18 protein-coding genes are annotated in these 21652 nt (G+C 71.2%); 8 read left to right on the top strand and 10 right to left on the bottom strand.

Going from position 1 to position 21652, the window contains the following annotated elements; genetic code table 11:
• Nucleotides 1–184: 184 nt before the first annotated feature.
• On the bottom strand, nucleotides 185–787 hold the full coding sequence (locus ACFKCF_RS38060) for a hypothetical protein (RefSeq protein WP_394500152.1): 603 nt from the start codon (nucleotides 785–787) through the stop codon (nucleotides 185–187).
• A gap of 533 nt (nucleotides 788–1320) precedes the next feature.
• Here ACFKCF_RS38060 and ACFKCF_RS38065 point away from each other — a divergent pair.
• Nucleotides 1321–2019 carry a hypothetical protein gene (locus ACFKCF_RS38065; RefSeq protein WP_394500153.1) on the top strand — a complete coding sequence of 233 codons (699 nt, stop codon included), beginning with the start codon at nucleotides 1321–1323 and terminating at the stop codon, nucleotides 2017–2019.
• A 189-nt stretch (nucleotides 2020–2208) separates the two neighbouring features.
• Here ACFKCF_RS38065 and ACFKCF_RS38070 read toward each other — a convergent pair whose 3' ends face one another.
• The 4 genes from ACFKCF_RS38070 to ACFKCF_RS38085 form a co-directional block, all read right to left on the bottom strand.
• Entirely contained in the window at nucleotides 2209–2643 is a 435-nt protein-coding gene (locus tag ACFKCF_RS38070) for a VOC family protein (protein WP_394500154.1), read from the bottom strand.
• Between the two features lie 58 nt (nucleotides 2644–2701).
• Nucleotides 2702–3895, bottom strand: a complete 1194-nt coding sequence (locus tag ACFKCF_RS38075) for a cytochrome P450 (RefSeq protein ID WP_394500155.1) — start codon at nucleotides 3893–3895, stop codon at nucleotides 2702–2704.
• 185 nt (nucleotides 3896–4080) lie between these two features.
• On the bottom strand, nucleotides 4081–6231 hold the full coding sequence (gene helR, locus ACFKCF_RS38080) for an RNA polymerase recycling motor ATPase HelR (protein ID WP_394500156.1): 2151 nt from the start codon (nucleotides 6229–6231) through the stop codon (nucleotides 4081–4083).
• Between the two features lie 694 nt (nucleotides 6232–6925).
• Nucleotides 6926–7063 (bottom strand): hypothetical protein, encoded by a 138-nt coding sequence (locus tag ACFKCF_RS38085; RefSeq protein WP_394500157.1) that lies wholly within the window; start codon nucleotides 7061–7063, stop codon nucleotides 6926–6928.
• 32 nt (nucleotides 7064–7095) lie between these two features.
• Between ACFKCF_RS38085 and ACFKCF_RS38090 the strand changes: the two genes are divergently transcribed.
• On the top strand, nucleotides 7096–7764 hold the full coding sequence (locus ACFKCF_RS38090; RefSeq protein ID WP_394500158.1) for an MFS transporter: 669 nt from the start codon (nucleotides 7096–7098) through the stop codon (nucleotides 7762–7764).
• Nucleotides 7765–7799: 35 nt separating this feature from the next.
• Here the strand turns inward: ACFKCF_RS38090 and ACFKCF_RS38095 are convergent, their stop codons facing one another.
• The gene (locus ACFKCF_RS38095) at nucleotides 7800–8534 is read right to left on the bottom strand and encodes an aminoglycoside 3'-phosphotransferase (protein WP_394500159.1); all 735 of its coding nucleotides are present in this window, start codon (nucleotides 8532–8534) and stop codon (nucleotides 7800–7802) included.
• A gap of 168 nt (nucleotides 8535–8702) precedes the next feature.
• On the opposite strand from ACFKCF_RS38095, the gene ACFKCF_RS38100 reads away from it, so the two are divergent.
• From ACFKCF_RS38100 to ACFKCF_RS38110, 3 genes are all read left to right on the top strand, one after another.
• A complete protein-coding gene (locus ACFKCF_RS38100) occupies nucleotides 8703–9116 on the top strand; it encodes a molybdopterin-binding protein (RefSeq protein WP_394500160.1) in 414 nt (137 codons plus the stop codon).
• Nucleotides 9117–9177: 61 nt separating this feature from the next.
• The gene (locus ACFKCF_RS38105; RefSeq protein WP_394500161.1) at nucleotides 9178–10035 is read left to right on the top strand and encodes an ABC transporter permease; all 858 of its coding nucleotides are present in this window, start codon (nucleotides 9178–9180) and stop codon (nucleotides 10033–10035) included.
• Entirely contained in the window at nucleotides 10032–11063 is a 1032-nt protein-coding gene (locus tag ACFKCF_RS38110) for an ABC transporter ATP-binding protein (protein ID WP_394500162.1), read from the top strand. The genes ACFKCF_RS38105 and ACFKCF_RS38110 overlap by 4 nt, the downstream gene beginning before the upstream one ends.
• Before the next feature lie 19 nt (nucleotides 11064–11082).
• Here the strand turns inward: ACFKCF_RS38110 and ACFKCF_RS38115 are convergent, their stop codons facing one another.
• From ACFKCF_RS38115 to ACFKCF_RS38130, 4 genes are all read right to left on the bottom strand, one after another.
• Nucleotides 11083–15228: a molybdopterin-dependent oxidoreductase gene (locus ACFKCF_RS38115; RefSeq protein ID WP_394500163.1), complete on the bottom strand. Its 4146-nt coding sequence runs from the start codon at nucleotides 15226–15228 to the stop codon at nucleotides 11083–11085.
• Nucleotides 15229–15446: 218 nt separating this feature from the next.
• Nucleotides 15447–15734 carry a DUF1905 domain-containing protein gene (locus ACFKCF_RS38120; protein ID WP_394500164.1) on the bottom strand — a complete coding sequence of 96 codons (288 nt, stop codon included), beginning with the start codon at nucleotides 15732–15734 and terminating at the stop codon, nucleotides 15447–15449.
• Nucleotides 15735–15885: 151 nt separating this feature from the next.
• Nucleotides 15886–16533 carry a response regulator gene (locus ACFKCF_RS38125; RefSeq protein ID WP_394500165.1) on the bottom strand — a complete coding sequence of 216 codons (648 nt, stop codon included), beginning with the start codon at nucleotides 16531–16533 and terminating at the stop codon, nucleotides 15886–15888.
• Nucleotides 16518–17759 carry a sensor histidine kinase gene (locus tag ACFKCF_RS38130; protein WP_394500166.1) on the bottom strand — a complete coding sequence of 414 codons (1242 nt, stop codon included), beginning with the start codon at nucleotides 17757–17759 and terminating at the stop codon, nucleotides 16518–16520. Before ACFKCF_RS38130 ends, ACFKCF_RS38125 begins: the two co-directional genes overlap by 16 nt.
• A gap of 237 nt (nucleotides 17760–17996) precedes the next feature.
• Here ACFKCF_RS38130 and lepB point away from each other — a divergent pair, with 237 nt between their 5' ends.
• From lepB to ACFKCF_RS38145, 3 genes are all read left to right on the top strand, one after another.
• On the top strand, nucleotides 17997–18431 hold the full coding sequence (gene lepB, locus ACFKCF_RS38135) for a signal peptidase I (RefSeq protein ID WP_394500167.1): 435 nt from the start codon (nucleotides 17997–17999) through the stop codon (nucleotides 18429–18431).
• A 10-nt stretch (nucleotides 18432–18441) separates the two neighbouring features.
• On the top strand, nucleotides 18442–21345 hold the full coding sequence (locus ACFKCF_RS38140) for a BTAD domain-containing putative transcriptional regulator (protein ID WP_394500168.1): 2904 nt from the start codon (nucleotides 18442–18444) through the stop codon (nucleotides 21343–21345).
• Nucleotides 21346–21419: 74 nt separating this feature from the next.
• Entirely contained in the window at nucleotides 21420–21611 is a 192-nt protein-coding gene (locus ACFKCF_RS38145) for a hypothetical protein (RefSeq protein WP_394500169.1), read from the top strand.
• Nucleotides 21612–21652 lie beyond the last annotated feature (41 nt).

Here is a 21652-nt window from a genome sequence, read left to right on the forward strand (position 1 = left end):
ACAAATGCCGTGGCAAGACAATTTGCCGCGGCATTTGTCATCCGCCTTTTCGAGCGGCCGAGGGTGATTTCGACTCCATCGCCGATCACAGTGCCAGGAGACGCCCTCAGCCTCCGGGGACGGGGTCCTCGCCGAACTCGTCCCCGGCGGGCGTTCTCACCCTAGTCCGTACCGTGCACCACGGCTACCAGCCGTGGTGGCCGTGGTCGTCGTGCTCCCACTTCTTGTCGTGCTCCCACTTCTTGTCGTGCTCGAACTTCTTGTCGTGGTCGGACTCGTCGTGCTCGAACTTCTTGTCGTGCTCGAACCGGTCGTGCTCCCACTTCTTGTCGTGCTCGAACTTCTTGTCGCGGTCGAGCTTGAGGTGGTCGATCTTGACGTGGTCGACCTTGAAACGATCGCGCTTCTTGTCGCGGTCGAACTTCTTGTCGTGGTCGGAGTCGTCGTGCTCGAACTTCTTGTCGTGCTCGAACCGGTCGTGCTCCCACTTCTTGTCGTGCTCGAACTTCTTGTCGTGCTCGAACTTCTTGTCGTGTTCGAACTTCTTGTCGTGGTCGGACTTGTCGTGGTCGGACTTCTTGTCGTCCTCGCCCCACCAGAGGACATCGCATACGCCCCACTCGTCCGAGCAGGCGTTCCCGGCTTTGGGCTGGAGGGAGGCGGTGCTCGCGCTCGCCACTGCCTGGCTCAGCGGAACGAACATGAGACCGGCGGCCGCAGCGGCCAGAGCCAGCTTCGCGGTACGCGTGTGGCGCGGCGTCGGCAGGTGCCGAATTTCAGTATTCACGTTCTCTCGTTTCCATTCATGGATAAATCGACGCGAAATCCAATGCCCACATGTGGATAGGCATTCAGACAGAAGCGTACATACCCGCAAGGAATATCTCATTCACCTCAATGAACTCAAACAACACGTCAAAATCCGACACCTTTAAAGGGGGGTGTCGCCGCATAAAGATTTTGGCCTTCTTTGCATGTCGCGGGACATGTCACGACGCTTCTTCTGACTAATCGGCATTCGCCGACACGTGGCAAGGAATGGCCGACCGGCAGTTGGGGAAGCCGGCATGGCTCGGCACCTGCTCGAGTGACCATGCCGACAACCAGCGACGCGCGGTCCAGGGGCGGCCACGCCGAGGCCGTGATCAAGAGTCCTCACGTGAAAGGGCCCCGGAGATCCTCCGTGACCCCGGCCGCCGTGGACCGCGGCGTCTCACGAACACAATGAACACAATCTCCGCTGGTCACACAAGGCAGACGACCGATCGGCCGGGTTCGCATAATCAGGGCGCCGCACTTGTCAATGCGAAAGAGACCACTGTGAGAAATCGGATCAGCGCCCTCCTCGGCGCTCTGGCGGCGCTGTCCATGCTCGCGGTCAGCGCCTGCGGAGCGACCGCGGCCAAGCAGACGGGCGCGGGCGCGAGCGCGGCCGGCGAACCCGTCAGCGGGCTGCGCATCATGGTGCCCAACGCCCCCGGCGGCGGCTACGACACCACCGCCCGCACGGCCGCCAAGGTCATGGAAGACACCAAGATCGCCTCAGGGGTGCAGGTGTTCAACCTGCCCGGCGCGGGCGGCACGGTCGGTCTGCAACGCACGATCAACGAAAAGGGCAACGGCAAGCTGGCCATGCTCATGGGCCTGGGCGTCGTCGGCGCCTCCTACGCCTCCAAATCCACGGCCACGCTCACCCAGACCACGCCGATCGCCAAGCTCATCGAGGAGGCGGGCGCGATCGTGGTCTCCAAGGACTCCCAACCCTTCGACCTGGTCCTCCTGCTGGTGCTCGGGCTGCTCGGCTTCGGGATGCGCCGCTTCGGGCTGCCGGTGCTGCCGCTGATCGTCGGCGTCATCCTCGGCCCCCGCGCCGAACTCCAGGGCCGCCGCTCCCTGCAACTTTCCGGCGGAGACCTGTCGGGCCTGCTCGGCGGGCCCGTCTCCTACACGGTCTACGCCGTCATCCTCATCCTGCTGGCCTGGCCGCTGATCAGGCGATTCGTCCGGAAGTCCGCGTGACCGTCCTGGCCGGCCACGTACCCGACCGTCGTGGTCAGGCGGCCCCGCAACCCCCGGTTCTCGCAAGAGAGGCACACCATGCACGACCTCCCCCGCCTCAGGGTCCCAACCCCCGTAGCGGGGAGATGGAAGGACCCGACGGCTGACAGGAGCTGAAGGCCGGCGGCCGCCCACCCCAGAAGAAGACCTCTAGAGGTTGCCGAAATCAGGAAGGGTGATCGAACCGTCCTCGGCGAGGGGGATGCCGGGGTTGTGCGCGATCTCCCAGGCGTGGCCGTCGGGATCGACGAAGGCACCGGAGTAGAACCCGATGGCGTTGACGGCCGCGGGCTTGGTGACGGTTCCACCAGCCCGCGCCACCGCCGCCAGCAGGGCATCGACCTCCGCGTCGGACCGTACGTTGTGCGCCAGGGCGATCCCGCCGAAACCGCCCGCCGGCCCAGGCTCCAGACCGCAGTCCTTCGCCAGTTTGTCGCGGCCCCACAGGATCAGTCCCAGGCCTCCGGCCTGGAAGAAGACGGTCTCCTCGACTTCTTGCCCCCGCCAGCCGAGGGCCTCGTAAAAGCCCTTGGCGCGAGCGAGATCGGAGACCCCCAGCGTGATCAGAGTGATTCGCTGTTCCATGCAATCACGCTACTCCGGGCCGTGATGACCGGCCACGCCCGTTGACAGACCGCGCCCGCTACCAGGTCACCGGTAGCTTGTGCACGCCGTAGACCAGCATGTCGGACCGCATGGGCACGTCCTCGGCAGGCACCGCCAGGCGCAGGCCCGGCAGCCGGTCGAGCAACGCGGGCAGGGCGATGCGCATTTCGTTGCGGGCGAGTTGCTGGCCCAGGCACTGGTGGATGCCGTGTCCGAACGTCAGGTGGCCGGTCGCGTCCCGGACGATGTCCATGATCCCGGGATCGGCGAACCGCAGCGGGTCCCGGTTGGCCGCGGGCAGGGAAACCGTCACGGTCTCACCCGCCTTGATCGGATGACCGTCGAGATCCACGTCCTCCAGCGCCGTCCGGACCATGAAGTCGACCACTGTGAGATAGCGCAGCAGCTCTTCCACCGCGCCCGGCACCAGGGCGGGGTCGCGGCGCAGCGCGGAGAGCTGGCCGGGGCTGCCGAGCAGGGTGAACGTGCCCAGGGCGAGCATGTTGGCCGTCGTCTCGTGTCCGGCCAGGAGCAGCAGCAGGGCCACGCCGGACAGCTCCTCCTCGGTGAGCTCCCCGCCGGACGACAGGCCGCTGATCAGGTCATCGCCCGGTCGGGCCCGCTTGTCGGCCACCAGAGCGCGCAGGTAGCTGTTCAGCTCGTTCATCGCCCGCTGCTTCTGCTCAGTGCTGACGTCCAGTGCCACGATCGTCGCCGACTGCCGCTGGAAGCTCTCGCGGTCGGCGTACGGGACGCCGAGCAGCTCGCAGATCACCAGGGCGGGGATCGGCAGCGCGAAGTCGCGCACCAGCTCGGCCGGTGGGCCGGTACGCAGCATCGTGTCGATCGTGGAGGCCGTGATCTCGGCGATCCGCGGTTCCAGCAGTTTCATGCGGCGCACAGTGAACTGGCCGGTCAGCAGCCTGCGATAGCGGGTGTGCTCGGGCGGGTCCAGGCGTACGAAGAACGCGGGCGGTCGGCGCATGGCCAGGTGCTGCCCGATCTGCGGCGTCGTCGGATGGTGGAGCTCCGGCCGCGTGCTGAAGCGGCCGTCGCCCATCACGGCACGGGCCGCCGCGTAGCCGGTCACCAGCCAGCCGAGGTGGCCGTCGGCGTACCGCAACCTGCGGACCGGGGCCTCCTCCCGCCACTTCTCCAACTCCTGCGGAGGATCGAGGGGACGCTGGCGCCGGGTAGGCATGGTGACCGGAGGGGGCGCGGCATCGCTCATGTCGAACTCCTCGTGGATCGCTTCTGGTCGCTTCCACTTGCCCCACCAACATCCATCACCGGGGGTGGCGCATCAATTCACTTCGATGAACTGATGGCCGGTGCGGAGCCGGCCGTCCCCCGCCGCCCTCGACCGCCTCACCGGCCATCACCCCGCCGCACAGGCGGTCCTGGGGGTCGGCACGGTCAGGAGCTCGTGAGGATGACCAGTTGCTGGGTCGCTCGGGTCATCGCGACATAGCGATCGACCGCTCCTTCGATGCCCTCGCCGAACGCCTCCGGGTCGATGAGGACGACCAGGTCGAACTCGAGCCCCTTCGACAGCACCGGCGTCAGCGACCGGACGCGGGACGTCGCCTGGAAGGTGGGGTCGCCGATGACGCAGGCGATCCCGTCGGCATGCGCGGCGAGCCAGGTGTCGAGGATCGAGCTCAGGTCGGAAACGGACCCGTGCACGACGGGGACGTCGGTGCTGCGGATGGAGGTCGGCACGTTGGCGTCCGGGAGCGCGGCCCGGATGACCGGCTCGGCCTCCGTCATGATCGCTTCCGGCGTCCGGTAGTTGATGCTCAGGGAGGCCAGGTTGATCCGGTCGAGCCCGACCCGCTCCAGCCGTTCCTGCCACGACTCCGTGAACCCGTGCCTGGCCTGGGCCCGGTCCCCGACGATGGTGAAGCTCCTGGACGGGCACCGGAGCAGCAGCATCTGCCACTCGGCGTCGGTCAGCTCCTGGGCCTCGTCCACGACGATGTGCGCGAACGGGCCGGCGAGCAGGTCCGGTTCGGTGGTGGGCGACGCGTTCTCGTCGATCAGGGCGTCCTGCAGGTCCCGTCCGCGCAGCATCGTCACCGCGCCTTCACCGTCGTCATCGGCCTCGAGCAGGTTGTCGACGACCCCGGCCATGCGCTCGCGTTCGGCGGCGACAGCGGCGTCCCGCCGCCGCTTGTGCCGCGCCGCCTCCGGGTCGCCGAGCCGCTGCCGTGCCGCGTCCAGGAGCGGCAGGTCGGACACCGTCCAGGCCTGGGCGTCCGCGCGCTGCAACCGCCGAACCTCGTCGGGGCTGAGCCAGGGAGCGCACATCCGCAGGTAGGCGGGTACCGACCACAGGTCTCCGACGAGGTCGGCCGCCTCGATCAGCGGCCACGCGCGGTTGAAGGTCGTGAGCAGCTCCCTGTTCCGCAGCAGCGACTTGCGGAGCAGGTCAGGTGAGATGTCCTCGTCGTCGTGCTTGTCCGCCAGGATCGTGAGCAGTTCCTCCCAGATCTGGTCGCGCGCCTCGTTGTGCGGAGTGCCGGGCTCCGCCGCTTCGAACGCCTCGGCCCAGTCCTCGGGGCCCAGCCAGATGTCGGACCAGTGGGTCGTGACCGTCATGCCCTTGGTGGGCGGGTTCTCGTAGAACCTGACGGCCGGCTCGATGGCCTTGACCAGATTCGCGGACGACTTCAGGCGGGCCACGTCCGGGTCGGTCTCGATCGTCGCCGTGGCCCCCTCGGCGACGAGGTCCCGCAGGGTGCAGGTCTGCACGCCCTCCTCGCCGAGGCTGGGCAGGACGTCGGCGACGTAGGCCAGGTACGGCTGGTGCGGACCGACGAACAGCACGCCGCCCCGGCGGTGACCGAGGCGAGGGTCGGAGTAGAGGAGATAGGCGGAACGGTGCAGGGCGACGACGGTCTTGCCCGTACCCGGACCGCCGTCGACCACGAGAGCGCCGCCGGATCCCGCGCGGATGATGGCGTCCTGGTCGGCCTGGATGGTGCCGAGCACGTCCCGCATCCGTGGCGAGCGGCTGCTGCCCAGGCTGGCGATGAAGGCGGACTGGTCGTCGAGCGCGGCGTGCCCTTCGAACCCGTCCGCGGTGAACACCTCGTCCCAGTAGTCGCTGATCCGGCCGCGGGTCCAGCGGTACCTGCGGCGGCTCGCCAGACCCATCGGGTTCCCGTGGGTGGCCCCGAAGAACGGCTCAGCCGCGGGGGAACGCCAGTCGAGCAGCAGCCGGCGGCCCTCGCTGTCCGTGAGGCCGAGCCGTCCGATGTACACGGGCTCGGGGTCGTCCGCGCCGACCATGTGTCCAAGGCACAGGTCCAGACCGAAGCGACGCAGGGCGCGCAGGCGAGTGGTCAGCCGGTGGATCTCCAGGTCCCGGTCCAGCGCCGCCCGGCCCTTTCCGCCGGGCGCCTTGCGCTCGGCGTCGAGGCGGTCGGACAGCTCGGCGATCGACTGCTCAAGGCTCTCCGCGATGGCCGCGAAGTGTCGCTCGTCGCCGGCGATCAGTGCCGGGTCGGCCTTGGGGGCGAGGTGTTCGGGCAGGTCGAACGCGCTGGCAGTCAGGGGATTCAAGTCATCAGCTCCGATGTGAGGGCGCTTGCGAAGGTTGGCGTCTGGGCCGGCGTGACGGACCCGGTCGCGAGGGCTGGATTCACCCCGGACACGGACGAGGCCGCCGCAAGAACTACTCGTCCGGCGGCGCGCAGATCCGCGCCTCCGCGCCGAGTCCCCGCAACCGCACCGTCAGTGCCGCCATCGGCTCGACGTCCCCGCGCGACCCGTACGTCGACAACAACGCGCGCATTCCGCGTCCCCCATTTCCGCAGGTTCTGGCCTCGGCCGACGATTCTGCGGCATGACCCGGGGCTTGTGGCAAGCCCCCCGGTGCGCTATACGTTGAGAATGGAAAGGAGTGGACACTCCCCTTTCCTTCTTGGTCCGCTGTGGACGGACGAACCTTCTCACATGGCGGCGGCAGCCGGTCCGATCGGATGCTCGCCCACGTCGTCATGACGATCCCGCGGGCTGACCGTCGGTCAAGCACCGCGGTGACGTGCCACGGTACGGCACAGGAACGTGCCCTTCTTCTCCGCCGGCTCTTCCATGCTCTTGCACCCCCAGTCTCCAGCGGAGGAGAACCTTCCATGTCCGGGACCGCCGTCCCGTCCGGGACGTCCGCGGACGCCTCGCGCCGCACGCGCGGCGTCTCGCGCGTCGCCGCCGCCAGCCTCATCGGCACCACCATCGAGTACTACGACTTCGCCGTTTACGGCACCGCCGCCGCCCTGGTCCTGGGCCCCGCCTTCTTCCCGGCCGGGACCTCGGCGGCGCAGACCCTGGCCGCGTTCCTCACCTTCGCCGGCGCGTTCCTGGTCAGGCCCGTGGGCGTGGTGCTGTTCGGCACCCTCGGCGACCGGCCGGGCCGCAAGCCCGCGCGTGCTCATCGTCATCGGCATCTGGGTGCGCAGCCAGCTGCAGGAGTCGCCGGTCTTCACCACCGCGCCGCGCCAGGCCACGTCCCGCTTCCCGCTCGGCACGCTGCTCAAGGAGCATCCCGGCCGGCTGGCCCTCGGCATCGGCGCGGCGATCGGCGGCTCGTCCGTCTACTACCTGACCACCGTGTACAGCCTGCAGTACGGCCCCGCCGTACTCGGCCTCCCGCAGAGCACGGTGCTCGCCGCCGCCAGCATCGCCGCGACCGCCGGCGCCCTGGCCACCGTGCCCGCGGCCCGCCTGGCCGGCCGGGTGGGCCGGCGCCCGGTGATGCTGGCCGGTCTCTTCGGCTGCGTCCTGTGGGCGCTGCCCATGTTCGGCTCGCTGCAGACGGGGAACGGCGTGCTGATCACAGGTGCGTTCGCCCTCGGGCTGCTGCTGTTCACGCTGAGCTTCGCGCCGATCGCGGCGTTCCTGCCGGAGTTGTTCCCCGCCCGCCTGCGCTACACCGGCGCCTCGACCACCTTCATCCTGGCCAACACCCTGGGTGGCGGCTTCGCGCCGGTCATCGCCACCTGGCTGAACACGCAGTGGGCCTCGCCCCCTGGTGCTCGGCGTCTACACGGGCACGCTCTGCCTGGTGAGCCTCGTCTGCGTGCTCCTCCTGCCTGAGACCCGCGAGCAGGAGTTCTCGTCCTGACCCCGCGTCAGAGAAGCTCGTCCAGCAGCCGGTAGTAGTACAACCGTTCTTCCTCGATGTGGTCCACGAGGCCGTAGGCGGAGACGAATTCCTCCCATGCCGCCGGGCCGTGGTCCTCGGACAGGTCTCTGTGCGCGATGGCGAGGTCGCGGTACCGGTCGGCCACGCCCAGTGCCGGGACGTCGATGACGACGGGCTCTCCCGAGGCAGGCAGCAGCACGTTGGAAGGTGTGTAGTCCCCGTGCGCGACGACGAGGTCCTCAACGCGTGGGCGGGTGGCCAGCAGCCGTTCGTGGACCGTGTCAGGGGTCAGCCCGAGGTGGTCGGCGTCGAAGTCGTCCGGGTCGACAAGGCCGTCACGGACGTTGGCGGCGGCGCGTTCGAGCACCGCCGGCAGCCGGCCGTCGAAGGGGCAATCGGCAAGGGGCAGCTCGTGCAGGATGCGCAGCGTCCGGCCCAACACGGCCCCAATGCCGGCGGGCGCGGCGGTCTCCAGGGACGGAGCCCCCACGTCGGCGAGAACGAGGACAGGGTCGTGGAAGGCGACCACTTCGGGAACGGGGACGCGTCCTTGGAGCCAGCGCAGTCGCAGGTGCTCGGCCCTGGCGAGGGGGCCGTGCTTGACGTAGAAGACCTTCGACCCCGACACGACCCTCAGGGCGGTACCGCTGGCCCCTTCATGATCGGATGACCAGGAAGCGTCCTGCCCGATCAGCCGGCGGAGTCGATCAGGAAGCTGCATGGATCACATTCTCATCCATCCCGGCAGCACCGGACGCCGGCTCGGGGCTCAAGTGGATGACTCGTGGATCGGCCGAGATGCCGGCCGGGCGGGTGCGGGTCCGGCCTCGTGGATGCCATGGCCGAGCGGTATTTGGGCTGGAATGTGCGAAGGGTATGGTGAGAGCCTATGACGACGTTTCGGATCAGCGAGGCCGCGGCGCTGCTCGGGGTCAGCGCCGACACCGTCCGCCGGTGGGTGGACGCGGGGCGGCTGGCGGCCGAGCGGGACGAGCACGGTCATCGGCAGGTGAACGGCGCCGACCTGGCCGCCTTCGCCCGTGCTCAGGTCGAGGAGAGCGAGAGCGGCAGCCGTTCCTCGGCGCGTAACCGCTTTCGCGGGATCGTGACCGAGGTGCTCCGGGACGCCGTGATGGCGCAGGTGGAGATCGCCGCCGGGCCGTTCCGGGTGGTGTCGCTGATGAGCCGCCAGGCCGCCGACGAGCTCGGCCTGGAGGCGGGGGTGGTGGCGGTCGCCGTGATCAAGTCCACCAACGTCGTCGTCGAGATCCCCGGTCACGAGCGCGTGGCCGGCAGCCTGTGACCCCGCCCGGCACGACGGTCGAGCCCGGCTTCGGGCCGGCGGCTCGTGGACCTGGTGCTGTATGACCGAGCCCGAGCCCGAGCGCGCTGACCGGGCGGAGCCGGAAGCCGGGTCCGCCGTTCGCCCGGCCCGTCAGGCTGCCGGACGGCTGCCGTGGATGCTGGTGCTGCCCGCCCTGGCCGGGCTGGCGTTCCTGGTGCTGCCGCTGGCCGGGCTGCTGATCCGCGCGCCCTGGGGCACGCTGCTGGAGCGGCTGACCGAGCCGCAGGTGCTGGAGGCGTTGCGGCTGTCGCTGGTGTGCGCGACCATCGCGACGGCGCTCTGCCTGGTGTTCGGGGTGCCGCTGGCGTGGTTGCTGGCGAGGGTGGATTTTCCCGGGCGGCGGGTGGTGCGGGCCCTGGTGACCGTGCCGCTGGTGTTGCCGCCGGTGGTGGGCGGTGTGGCGCTGCTGCTCGTGCTGGGGCGGCGCGGGCTGGTCGGGCAGTGGCTGGAGTCGTCGCTGGGGATCACGCTGCCGTTCACGACAGCGGGGGTGGTCGTCGCGGAGGCGTTCGTGGCGATGCCGTTCCTGGTGATCAGCGTGGAGGGGGCGCTGCGCGGCGCCGACCGGCGCTTCGAGGAGGCCGCCGCCACGCTGGGGGCCTCGCGCTGGACGGTCTTCCGCCGGGTCACGCTGCCGCTGATCGCGCCGGGAGTGGTGGCCGGGGCGGTGTTGTGCTGGGCGCGGGCGCTGGGGGAGTTCGGCGCGACGATCACGTTCGCGGGCAACTTCCCGGGCACCACCCGTACGATGCCGCTGGCCGTCTATCTGGCGCTGGAGACGGAGCCGGAGGCGGCCATCGTGCTCAGCCTCGTCCTGCTGGCCGTCTCCGTGATCATCCTGGCCAGCCTGCGCGACCGGTGGGTGAGCAGCCCATGACGCTGCAGGCCCATCTGGTGGTCAGCCGGCCCGCCTTCACCCTCGACATCGCGTTCGAGGTGGCCGCCGGCGAGGTCGTGGCGCTGCTCGGCCCCAACGGCGCGGGCAAGACCACAGCGCTGCGCGCCCTGGCCGGGCTCACCGCGCTGTCCGGCGGCGAGATCGTCCTGGACGGCCGTGGCCTGCACCCGCTGGCCGCCGAGGAGCGCCCGATCGGCATGGTCTTCCAGGACTACCTGCTCTTCCCGCACCTGTCCGCCCTGGACAACGTCGCCTTCGGGCCGCGCTGCCAGGGCGTCCCCAAGGCCGAGGCCCGCCGTACGGCCGCCGCCCTGCTGGAACGAGTCGGCCTGGCCGACCGGGCCGCCGCCAGGCCGCGGCAGCTGTCCGGCGGGCAGGCCCAGCGGGTCGCGCTGGCCCGGGCGCTGGCCGTACGGCCGGGTCTGCTGCTGCTGGACGAGCCGCTGGCCGCGCTGGACGCCCACACCCGGCTGGAGATCCGCTCGCACCTGCGCCGTCACCTGGCCGACTTCGACGGCGCGACCGTCCTGGTCACCCACGACCCGCTGGATGCCATGGTGCTGGCCGACCGGCTGATCGTCATCGAGAACGGCGCCGTCGTCCAGCAGGGCAGGCCCGCCGAGGTGGCCCGTCACCCGCGTACCGACTACGTCGCCCGCCTGGTCGGGCTCAACCTGTATCGGGGAGTGGCGGACGGGGCGCGGGTCAAGGTCGGTGAGCTGGTGTTCAGCACGACCGAGCACCTGTCGGGGCCCGCGTTCGTGGCCTTCGCCCCCGCCGCCGTGGCCCTCTACCGGACCCGTCCGGACGGGAGCCCGCGCAACCTGTGGCAGGCGCGCATCGAGGGCATCGAACGGCACGGCGACAACGTACGCGTCCACCTCGACGGGCCGATCACCGCCTTCGCCGACATCACCCCCGCCGCCCTGGCCGACCTCGATCTGACCCCGGGCCAGCGGATCTGGGCCTCGGTCAAGGCCGGCGAGACCCACGCCTACCCGGCATGAACGCCGGTCGGCGGGGCTTTCAGTACACGTCGCGCACGTAGCGTTTCGTCGTGGCCAGCTGCTTGACGTACGCGGCGGCGTCGTCGGGGGCCAGGCCGCCGTGGCGGGCCGCGATGTCGCGCAGGGTCTGGTCGACGTCCTTGGCCATCCGGGTGGCGTCGCCGCACACGTACACGTGCGCGCCGTCCTGCAGCCAGCTCCACAGTTGCACGCCGTGCTCGCGCATCCGGTCCTGCACGTAGACCTTGGCCCGCTGGTCGCGGGAGAAGGTTAGGTCCAGGCGGGTCAGCAGGCCGTCGTCGTGCAGCTCGGCCAGTTCGTCGCGGTAGTAGAAGTCGGTGGCGCGGCGCTGCTCGCCGAAGAAGAGCCAGTTGCGGCCGTGGTGGCCGAGGGCCCGGCGTTCGTCGAGGAAGCCGAGGAAGGGGGCCACGCCGGTGCCCGGGCCGATCATCACCATGGGGGTGGCGGGGTCGGAGGGCGGCCGGAAGTGCGTGGTGGGCTGGACGTGCACCGGAACGGTGGTGCGCTCGGGGCTGTCGGCCAGGTACGCCGAGCAGGCGCCGCCCCGCGTCGCGCCGCGCGGGTTGGGGAAGCGCACCACGGAGACCGTCAGGCTGATCTGGTCAGGGCTGGTGAGCGGGCTGGAGGAGATGGAGTAGAGGCGCGGTTTGAGCCGCTTGAGCACGTCGGCCCACTCCTGGGCCGTGGCGCGCACGGGGATGTCGGCGAGCACGTCCACGGCCTGGCGACCCCACACCCATTTGTCCAGCTCGCCCTTGTTGCCGGGGCGCAGGAGCCGGGCGAGGTCGCGGTCACGGGTGCGTTCGGCGACGAACTTCAGCAGGCCAGGGGTGATCTTGGTGATGTCGAGGTGGCGGTACAGGGCCTCGCGCAGCGGCAGCGTGCCCAGGCCGGGCAGCTCGACGGTGTCGGCGGGGCTGAGGCCGGTGCCGGCCAGCCACTCCATGACCAGGTCGAGGCTGTTGACGGGCATCACGCCGAGGGCGTCGCCCGCCTGGTAGGTCAGCCCGCCGCCGGTGTCGAAGGTGAACCGGCGCACTTCTTTGGCCGAGCCGGGCAGGCTGAGCAGCCTGTTCCCGGTCAGCGTCGCGGTGACGGGGGTGACGCGGGTGGCGGGCGGCGCGGCCTTCTTCGTTTCGCTCCGCCCCGGTCCGGGATCGGCCAGCGTGGACAGGAGCTGGTCGAGCCAGTCCAGGGCGCGTTCCTGCTCGTCCGGCTCGCAGTCCACGCGCGGCGCGAGGCGGAGCGCGCCGAGCTCCTCCAGGCGCCGATCGAGGCGCCGGCCGTGGCCGCAGAAGTCGTCGTAGCTGGAGTCGCCGAAGGCGAGGACGGCATAGCGCACGCCGTCGAGCCGCGGCGCCGCGGGCTCGGCGAGCGCCTCCCAGAACGCGGCGCCGTTGTCGGGCGCCTCGCCGTCGCCGAACGTGCTGGAGATGATCAGCAGGTCGGCGTCCGGCGTCAGGGCCTGCGGGGCGCAGTCGTCCATGCTGACCACCCGCGCGCTGCGGCCGGCGCCCGCCAGCCGCTCGGCGCTGGCCGCGGCGAACTCCTCGGCGTTGCCCGTCTGCGAGGCCCACAGAATGACGATCTCGCGCGCGGGGGTCTCCGGCTCGGCGGGCGCCGGCTCCGGTGCGGCGGGCGTGGGTTTCTGGACCGGCAGGACGATGCGGGAGAAGGCGCCGGCCAGCGCCCCGTTCACCCACAGCGCGTGGTCCGGCGCGAAGGGAGCATGGCCGGGCAGCACCGGTACGTCCGTTCCGTCGAGCGGGGTGCTCGCCAGTCCGGACAGGAATCCGGACAGATAGCGGCGTTCCGACGGGGAGAGCTCCGGCGGGGTCACGTCGGCGAGCCCGAACAGCCCGTGCAGCGCCCCAACGGCGATCGGTGTCCGCGCCTCCTCGGCGGTCGCGGCCGCACGGACGCCAGATGCGGAGGTGGGTACGGCCGTGACGGGATCCGGGGAGATCTTGGCGAGGGAGACCGCGCACACCTTCAGCTCGGGCTGGAAGGAGATGGGGTCGACGGCGTCGCTGGTGACGGCGTTGACGCTGAGGTACTCGCCGAACAGGTCGTTCCAGTGGAAGGGCGCGAACAGGTTGCCCGGCATGACCCGGTCGGTCACCACCGCCGGCAACACGGCCCGGCCGCGCCGGGAGGAGACCGCCACGAGGTCGCCCTCGCCGATGCCGTGCTCGGCGGCGTCGGCCGGGTTGATCTCCACGAACGGGCCGGGGTTGAGCTTGTTCAGCTTCGCGATCTTGGCCGTCTTGGTGAGCGTGTGCCACTGGTGCTGCACCCGCCCGGTGTTGAGCACGTACGGGAAGGTGTCGTCGGGCAGTTCGGCGGCGGGCAGGTGCGGGCGCGGGAAGAAGACGGCCCGGCCGTCGGGGGTCGCGAAGGCCAGCCGCGGGCCGCTGCCGTCCTCGCTCGTGAGCGTCGCCTGGCTGCGGCCGTCGTTGAGGTAGCGGACCGGATTGCGCTCGCCGGAGCCGGGCGGGGCGGGCCACTGCACGGGAGTCTCGCGCAGCCGGTCGTACGTCACGCCGCGCAGGTCGTACCCGGTCGCCGGGTTCCACGCCCGCCTGATCTCCTCGAACACCTCCTCCGCGCTGGAGTAGGAGAAGCCGTCCTCGAACCCCATCTCGCGGGCGACCCGGGCGATGATCAGCCAGTCGGGCAGGGCCTCGCCGGCCGGCTCGACGGCCTGCCGGAGCAGGGTGAGGTTGCGCTCGGAGTTGATCATCACGCCTTCGGTCTCGGCCCACAGGGCGGCGGGCAGGACCACGTCGGCGTAGGCGTTGGTCTCGGTGGCCGCGAAGACGTCCTGCGTGACGACGAACTCGGCGGCCTCCAGGCCCGCGATCACGGTCTTGCGGTTGGCGACGCTGGCCACGGGGTTGGTGCAGATGATCCAGCAGGCCTTGATCTCGCCGTCGGCCATCCGGGAGAACATGTCGATCGTGCCCTGCCCGATGTCGGTACGCAGGGTGCCGGGCGCGATGCCCCACAGGTCCTCGACGAACCGGCGCTCCTCCTCCACCAGCACCGAGCGCTGGCCGGGCAGGCCGGGGCCCATGTAGCCCATCTCGCGGCCGCCCATCGCGTTGGGCTGGCCGGTCAGCGAGAACGGGCCGCTGCCCGGGCGGCAGATCGCGCCGGTGGCCAGGTGCAGGTTGCACAGCGCGTTGGTGTTCCAGGTGCCGTGGGTGCTCTGGTTGAGCCCCATCGTCCAGCAGCTCATCCACTCGCCGGCCTCGCCGATCCACTGGGCCGCCTGGCGCAGGTCGGCCTCGGGGATGCCGGTGAGCTCGGCGACCTTGGCGGGCGGGTAGTCGAGCAGGAAGTCCGGCATGGCCTCCCAGCCGCGGGTGTGCTCGGTGACGAACTCCTCGTCGACGTGCCCGTTCTCCACCAGCAGGTGCAGCAGCCCGTTGAGCAGGGCCAGGTCCGTGCCGGGGCGGATCTGCAGGAACAGGTCGGCCTTGGCGGCGGTGGCGGTGCGCCGCGGGTCCACCACGATGAGCTTGGCGCCGGCCTTGACCCGGTCCATCATGCGCAGGAACAGGATGGGGTGGCAGTCGGCCATGTTCGCGCCGATGACGAAGAACACCTCGGCGCGCTCGAAGTCCTCGTACGAGCCGGGTGGGCCGTCCGAGCCCAGCGACAGCTTGTAGCCGCTGCCCGCGCCGGCCATGCACAGCCGCGAGTTCGACTCGATCTGGTTGGTGCCGACGAAGCCCTTGGCCAGCTTGTTGGCCAGGTACTGGGCCTCCAGCGTCATCTGCCCGGACACGTAGAACGACAGCGCGTCGGGCCCGTGCTCGTCCAGGATCGCGCGCAGCCGCCGGGCGGTCGCCGTGATCGCCGCGTCGATCCCGCTCTCCTCCGGCTGCACGCCCCTGGCGGGCCTGACGAGCGCGTGTTCCAGCCGGTCCGGGGCGGCGAGCAGGTCGGCGCTGGTGGCCCCCTTGGTGCACAGGCGACCGGCGTTGGCCGGATGGCTCTTGTCGCCGGAGACCTTGACCACCCGGCGCCGCCCGTCCGCGCCCTGGGCCACGTCCAGGACGATCCCGCACCCCACCCCGCAGTAGGAGCAGACGGTCTTCACGCGCGCGATGGCGTTGCTCGGGTCTGTCGCCGTCATCGGCCCTTCCCCTTCGACAGGGCCTGAACGACGTTCCCTATCAGTGGGCGCGCCGTAGCCGCACCGGGCAGATCCAACGCGCAAAACGTAAGAAACAGGCGTTACGCGGATGTCACAGCAACCGACCGCCGCCGGTTACATCCAGATCACCGCCGATCCCCGCCCGCCACACGCGCAGGGTCACGAGGCGGCGCGGCCGGCACGTCGTGGGGCGCTGGTCAGGCCTCAACGGTCAGGCGAACGGTCACCACGTCCCCCACGTCGAGCCCTTCGGCCTTCCGCACCCCCGCCTTCACCGGCACGATGTAGCGCCCGTCCTTCGGGAACAGCGACGTCTTCCACCGGGTCTCGCGGATCTGGGCGGTGACCGGAATCATGCCCCAGCCGTAGCTCACCAGGCCGGCGGTCGTCTCCAGATCGCGGCACTCCTCGTCCGGGACGGTGATGAAGTGCCAGGGCGCCGGCCCTCTCCAGTACCACATCTCACTGCTGAACTCGACGTCCATCAGACCCAGGATAGGAGCTGTCACAGCCCGAGATCGTCCGATTCCTTCAGCAGCGCGCTTCTCGGGCTCCACTGCGGCGGGGAGGACGCCTTGCGCCGGGACCGGTTCCTCCGCGTGCCGGTGGTGCGCCCACGCCTTTCCGCCGAGGGCGTCAGGGCTGGTTCAGGTAGGCGAGGACGGCGAGGACGCGGCGGTTGTGGTGGTCGTCGTCGACGATGCCGAGCTTGCCGAACATGGAGGTCGTGTACTTGCTGATGGCGCTCTCACTGAGAAAGAGCCGCCGGCCGATGGCCTGGTTGGACAATCCTTCGGCCATGAGGCCGAGCACGGCGTGTTCGCGTTCGGTGAGCCGCCCGAGCCGCCGGTCCGAGGACCCGCTGGACAGCAGCTTGGCGATGACGGCCGGGTCCATGGCGGTCCCGCCGGCCGCGACGCGTTCCAGGGCGTCGATGAACTGATCGGCGTCGAACACGCTCTCCTTGAGGAAATAGCCGATGCCGCCGGCGCCGTCGGCCAGGAGCTCGCGGGCGTACAGCTGCTCGACGTGCTGAGAAAGGATCAGGACCGGCAGCCCGGGCACCTCGCCGCGGGCGGCGAGGGCCGCCCGCAGGCCCTCGTCCGACTGGGTCGGCGGCATGCGGACGTCGACGACGGAGACGTCCGCCCGCCACCTCAGCAGCGCGTCGAGCGTCTCGGGGCCGGTGGCCGCCGTCGCCACCACCTGGTGCCCGTACGCCTGGAGCAGGCGGACCATCCCGTCGCGCAGGAGGTAGAGGTCTTCGGCTACGACGATTCGCATGGCACGACCATCCTCACCCGCGTCGGACCGCCTGCCGGGCTGGTGATCTCCACGGTGCCGTCGAAGACCGCCAGGCGCCGGCGCAGCCCGGCGAGTCCGCCATCAGCCGGCACGTCGGCCCCGCCTCGGCCGTCGTCCTCGACGTCGACGACGATGCCGGTGTCGTCGCGGGCGACGGAGATCCGCGCCCGGGTCGCGCGGGCGTGCTTGACGGCGTTGGTCAGCAGCTCCGCGACCCCGAAGTACACGGCGGACTCGATCGGCGGGTCCAGGCTCAGCCGAACGTCGGCGCTCACAGCCACGTCGAGCGGGCTGTCCAGGGCGAGAGCGCGAACGGCGTCGACGAGCCCGCGCTCGTTCAGCACCGGCGGGCTGATGCCCCTGACCAGTTCGCGCAGCTCGTTCAGGGAGGTGGCGGCGCCGGCTCGCGCGTCCCGCAGCAGCGCCCTGGCCTGGTCGGGGTCGGTTTCCATGAGTTTCTCCGCGGTCGCCAACGAGAGCCCGAGCCCGACCAGGCGTGCCTGCGCTCCGTCGTGCAGGTCCCGCTCGATCCGGCGGATCTCGGCGGCCTGCGCGACCGTGGTGTCCGCGCGCTGGGCCGTCAGCTCATCGACCCGGTCCGCCAGCGACCTCGCGGGCGACGGGCGCAGGAAGCGGGCGGCCACCGGTACGACGGGCCGCCAGGCGTACGGGGCGGCGGCGATCGCCACGACCAGGCCGAGCACCCCGGCGAGGAACGATGACCGGCTGAACCCGAGGACCGCCACCGCGACTCCGGCCGGCGGGACGGCGGCGACCACGCCCGCGGTGAGCGGCGCGATCGCCGTGAACCGCAGGTCGCGCCAGAAGGCGGGATCTCTCCACCGGGTCCGCCACTTCTGGTCCATGAGGGCGTCGCGCCTGGTGCGCTCGTAGCTGAAGCCGTTCCACCAATATCCGGTGGACATCCGCGTCACCGGCCCGGCCTGCCGATATCCGGCGGGAATGACGGTGCCCGTCCACCTCGCGACCAGGGAGCGGACCATCCGGCCCACCGGGCGCGCCAGGGCGAGCGTGCCGATGCACGCCCACACGAACGGCACCGTCCCCGACCACGGGTCCCCGCCCCACCACCAGACCCACAGCGCCGCGGCGGCGGCCCACACGGCCGGGACCAGCATGGTGACGGCCGCCACCACGCACGCGCGTACGAACCCCGCGCAGGCCCTCGCCACCCACTGTCGCATGATTCTTCCTTCTCACCTCACGAGCACGGCTTGGTGTCTTCACTGTGCACCGCACCGGAGCCGCTCCCCGCCGGATCGGCCCTGAAGTGGGTCTGGACCCACCCAACCGTACGCCCAGGCCTATAACGCACCATCCAAGGACTCGTCGTGGTGCCCGGTTGACAGCGTGCGGAGCCAACGGCGATCCTCAGCCGGATAAAGATCAATATTTCCCTGGGGCCGACGGTGGAAAAGCGGATGAAGCTGATCAGCATGGGATTGTTCGCCGGTGTGCTCGCGGCGGCGGCCGGCGCCTTGGTGGCCCGCCGGCGCTACGTGGTGGTCACCGTCGAGGGGATGAGCATGGCTCCGACCTTGCACGACGGCGACCGGGTGCTGGTCCGGCGGCGCCGGATCGGCGAGGTGGCCAGGGGCGACGTCGTGGTCCTCGAACCTCCGTCCGAGCCGCGGGTGGACGTGGACGGCACGCGCTGGAACATCAAGCGCGCCGTCGCCCTGCCGGGTGACCCGGTGCCGCCGGACGTGGACGACGCCGGGGAGCGCGTGCCCGCCGGCGCGCTGGTGGTCTACGGCGACAACCCCCACAGCGTCGACTCGCGGCAACGCGGTTTCTTCCCGGCCGATCGCCTGCTCGGGGTCGCGCTGCGGCGCTTGGGCGGGTCTGCCCTGTAGGCGGCGGGACATGAAGTTCCGGATGCTCGGACCGCTGCGGATCGAGGGCGACGACTCGCCGGCGGGAGGAGCGAGGATCACGGCGCCCAAGCAGCGGACCGTGCTCGCCATGCTGCTCGCCCGGGCGGGCCACGTCGTCCCGATCCGGTCATTGGTGGCGGAGGTGTGGGACGATCAGCCGCCCCGCTCCGCGGTGGCGAACCTGCGTACGTACCTCATGCAGTTGCGCAAGCTGATGCCACCCGCGGCCGACCCGGCCGTGGAGCGCCTGGTGACCTCGGACGCCGGTTACCTGTTGCGGGTGGAGCGCGAGGAGTTCGACCTCTTCGAGTTCGAGGCGCTGACCGCGCACGCCCGCCAGGCGCTGGGCAGGCGCGATCTCAGCACCGCCCTGGACTCCTACACCCGGGCCCTCGCGCTGTGGCAGGGGATGGCGGCCGAGGACGTGCCGCTGGGGCCGACGCTGCGCGAGGTGGTCGCCCGCCTCACCGATCACTACCTGAGCGTGGTGGAGGAGCACGCGGACATCCAGCTCGCCCTCGGCAGGCACGCGACGGCGGCCAAGCGGCTGCGCGAGGTGATCGGGCAGTACCCGCTGCGCGAGCGGCTGCACGGCCAGCTCATGGTGGCCCTGTACCAGAGCGGCGACGTGGTCGGCGCGCTGGACGCGTTCGGGGCGGCCCGGAAGGTCCTCGCCGACGAGCTGGGCATCGATCCGGGGCCTGACCTGCGCAGGCTGCATCAGCTGATCCTGCGCAGGGACCCGGCCCTGTTGTCGGAGGAGGGGGAGGCCCCCGCCGACGACGGGCGGCCCCGGCCGCGCCAGCTGCCGCGCGCGCCGAGCGTGTTCGTGGGCCGCTCGGCCGAGCTCGCCCGGATCCACGCCGTGCTGGGCGCCGACGCGGGGCCGCCCGTGCTGGCACTGCACGGCCCCGGCGGGATCGGCAAGTCGACGCTCGCCCTGAAGGCGGCGTACGGCGTGGCCGAGCGGTACCCCGACGGCCACCTCTACGCCGACCTGCAGGGATCGACACCGAGCCTGTCTCCGCTGCGCCCCGACGAGGTGCTCGGCCGCTTCCTGCGCGCGCTGGGGGTGCCCCCTGGCGAGGTGCCCGCGGTGCCGGCGGAGGCGGCCGCCCTCTACCAGTCGGTGCTGGCCGACCGGCGCGTCCTGGTCATCCTCGACAACGCCGTCGGCGCCGCCCAGGTGGCCCCTCTGCTGCCGGCGGGCGGTGGCTGCGCGGCGCTGGTCACCAGCCGGTCGGCCCTGACCACGTTGGACGCCGTACCGATCGCCGTGAACCTGCTCGACGAGGAGCAGTCGGTACGGATGCTGGCGCTGCTGGCCGGTCAGGCGCGCGTGGCCGCCGAGACGGAGGCGGCGGCCGAGATCGCGCGCTGGTGCTGCCACCATCCGCTGGCACTGCGCATCGCCGGCGCCCGCCTCGCGGGCCGGCCGGACTGGTCGCTCGCGGGCTTCAACGAGCGGCTGAGCAACCAGCGGCGGCGGCTGGACGAGCTGCAGGCGGCCGACCTGCGCGTCCGCTCCTGCTTCGAGGTCGGTTACGCGACCCTGACGAGTGCCGCGCGGACCGTCTTCCGCCTGTTCGGCGTGCTGGAGGTGCCGGAGGTGGGCGTCGAGCTCGTCGCCGCGCTGGCCGACGTCGACCGGAAGACCGCCGAGGCCGTGCTCGACGAGCTGGTCGAGGCCCGCCTGATCGAGCCGGTCGGCGAGAGCCGGTTCCGCACGCACGACCTGCTGCGGCTCTTCGCGGGGGAGCTGGCCGCCTCCCACGCCCCGCCGGAAGACCTGGACCTGGCCGTACGGCGGGCCCTGGACTGGTACCTCGACCTCTGCCACCAGCTGCGCGACCTGCTGCAGCCGCACCTGCGCGCCGCCGGCGGGAACAGCGAGCGCCGCCGCGACCCCGGCCTGATGCTGCGTGACCCCGCCGCGGCCGTGCGGTGGCTCGACACGGAGCTGCGCTGCCTGGTCGCGGCCGCCGTCCAGGCCGCGCGGGGGAAGCCGGACGTGGCGCGCTTCGCCATCGAGCTGATGACCCTGGTCAAGGCCACGGTGATGAAGGGCGGCTACTGGCGCGAGCTGGAGACCATCGCGCGGCTCGCCATCGAGGTGGCGCGGCGCGACGGCGACCGCGGCGCGGAGGCGTCCACGCTCGCGACCCTGGGGCTGCTGGAATGGCGGGCCGGCCAGGGGGAGGCGGCCGACGGCCACCTGCGGCGCGCGCTCGATCTCTGGCGCGACCTGGGCAATCCCGAGGAGGAAGGGATGGCGCTGCACAACCTCGGCTGGCTGCACATGCAGACCGGCGACCTTGAGGCGGCCCTCGGCCACATCAGCGCGAGCCTGCGGCTGCTCAAGGCGCACGGGTCCAGGCGCGTCGGGCTGGTCGGCCACAACCTGGGCGAGCTCCTGCTCCAGCTGGGCAGGGACGCCGAGGCGGCGGACCGCTTCGAACGGTGCCTGACCGTCCGCCGGGCCGATCGCGACCTGAACGGCGAGAGCATCACGCTGGCGGCGCTCGGCCGCGCCTACTGCCTGCTCGACCGGCAGGACGAGGCGCTGGCCGCGATGGACGAGGCGCTGGCCCGCTGCGAGGAGACCGGCAACCGCGAGGACGAGTGGGAGGTGCTGCTCAGCAGGTCCGAGATCCGGCTGCGCCAGGGCGCCCTCGCCGCGGCCGAACGCGACCTGGTCAGGGCCCTGGAGCTGACCGCCCAGATAGGCGACGCGTACGGCTACGCCGCCTGCACCCGCCAGCTCGCCAGGGCCCGGACGGCGGCGCGCGACCCGCGCGCCGCGGGTGACGCCCGCAGGGCCGAGGAGCTGTTCGCGGATCCGGCGATGCGCCTCAATCCGGTGCTGGAAAGGCTGCTCACCGCCCAGGTGTAGCGCGGCTGTATCGGTCGCTGTATGTCCCCCAAATAGCGTTTCGGCCTGACCGCATCGCTATACAAGGAGCGAACATGACTTCTGTCTTGGGCAAGCTCGGCGACAGGATTCTCGACAGGCTCGTCCCGAAGGCGTCCGCCAAGGCGGCTGCCGAGTGGTACGTGCACTGCTACTGCAGGGAGCGTTCCGACTTCAGGAAGATCTGCACGACCGCCGGCGGCACGACCCGCTGTGGGTCCTGCTACGCCTTCAGGATCTGCGGCTAGGTAGAACGCGCGGGCCGGCGGCGGCCACCTCCGCCGCCGGT

The organism is Nonomuraea sp. JJY05, from assembly GCF_043496855.1.
Lineage (GTDB): Bacteria > Actinomycetota > Actinomycetes > Streptosporangiales > Streptosporangiaceae > Nonomuraea.

What these genes read in the sequence shown, in the direction of transcription:
- ACFKCF_RS38110 (WP_394500162.1), top strand. Translation starts at nt 10,032, where the DNA reads ATGACGCTGCAGGCCCATCTGGTGGTCAGCCGGCCCGCCTTCACCCTC.
- ACFKCF_RS38140 (WP_394500168.1), top strand. Translation starts at nt 18,442, where the DNA reads ATGAAGTTCCGGATGCTCGGACCGCTGCGGATCGAGGGCGACGACTCG.
- ACFKCF_RS38120 (WP_394500164.1), bottom strand. Translation starts at nt 15,734, where the DNA reads ATGGACGTCGAGTTCAGCAGTGAGATGTGGTACTGGAGAGGGCCGGCG.
- ACFKCF_RS38100 (WP_394500160.1), top strand. Translation starts at nt 8,703, where the DNA reads ATGACGACGTTTCGGATCAGCGAGGCCGCGGCGCTGCTCGGGGTCAGC.
- ACFKCF_RS38070 (WP_394500154.1), bottom strand. Translation starts at nt 2,643, where the DNA reads ATGGAACAGCGAATCACTCTGATCACGCTGGGGGTCTCCGATCTCGCT.
- ACFKCF_RS38130 (WP_394500166.1), bottom strand. Translation starts at nt 17,759, where the DNA reads ATGCGACAGTGGGTGGCGAGGGCCTGCGCGGGGTTCGTACGCGCGTGC.
- ACFKCF_RS38115 (WP_394500163.1), bottom strand. Translation starts at nt 15,228, where the DNA reads ATGACGGCGACAGACCCGAGCAACGCCATCGCGCGCGTGAAGACCGTC.
- ACFKCF_RS38145 (WP_394500169.1), top strand. Translation starts at nt 21,420, where the DNA reads ATGACTTCTGTCTTGGGCAAGCTCGGCGACAGGATTCTCGACAGGCTC.
- lepB (WP_394500167.1), top strand. Translation starts at nt 17,997, where the DNA reads ATGAAGCTGATCAGCATGGGATTGTTCGCCGGTGTGCTCGCGGCGGCG.
- ACFKCF_RS38105 (WP_394500161.1), top strand. Translation starts at nt 9,178, where the DNA reads ATGACCGAGCCCGAGCCCGAGCGCGCTGACCGGGCGGAGCCGGAAGCC.
- ACFKCF_RS38125 (WP_394500165.1), bottom strand. Translation starts at nt 16,533, where the DNA reads ATGCGAATCGTCGTAGCCGAAGACCTCTACCTCCTGCGCGACGGGATG.
- ACFKCF_RS38095 (WP_394500159.1), bottom strand. Translation starts at nt 8,534, where the DNA reads ATGCAGCTTCCTGATCGACTCCGCCGGCTGATCGGGCAGGACGCTTCC.
- ACFKCF_RS38075 (WP_394500155.1), bottom strand. Translation starts at nt 3,895, where the DNA reads ATGAGCGATGCCGCGCCCCCTCCGGTCACCATGCCTACCCGGCGCCAG.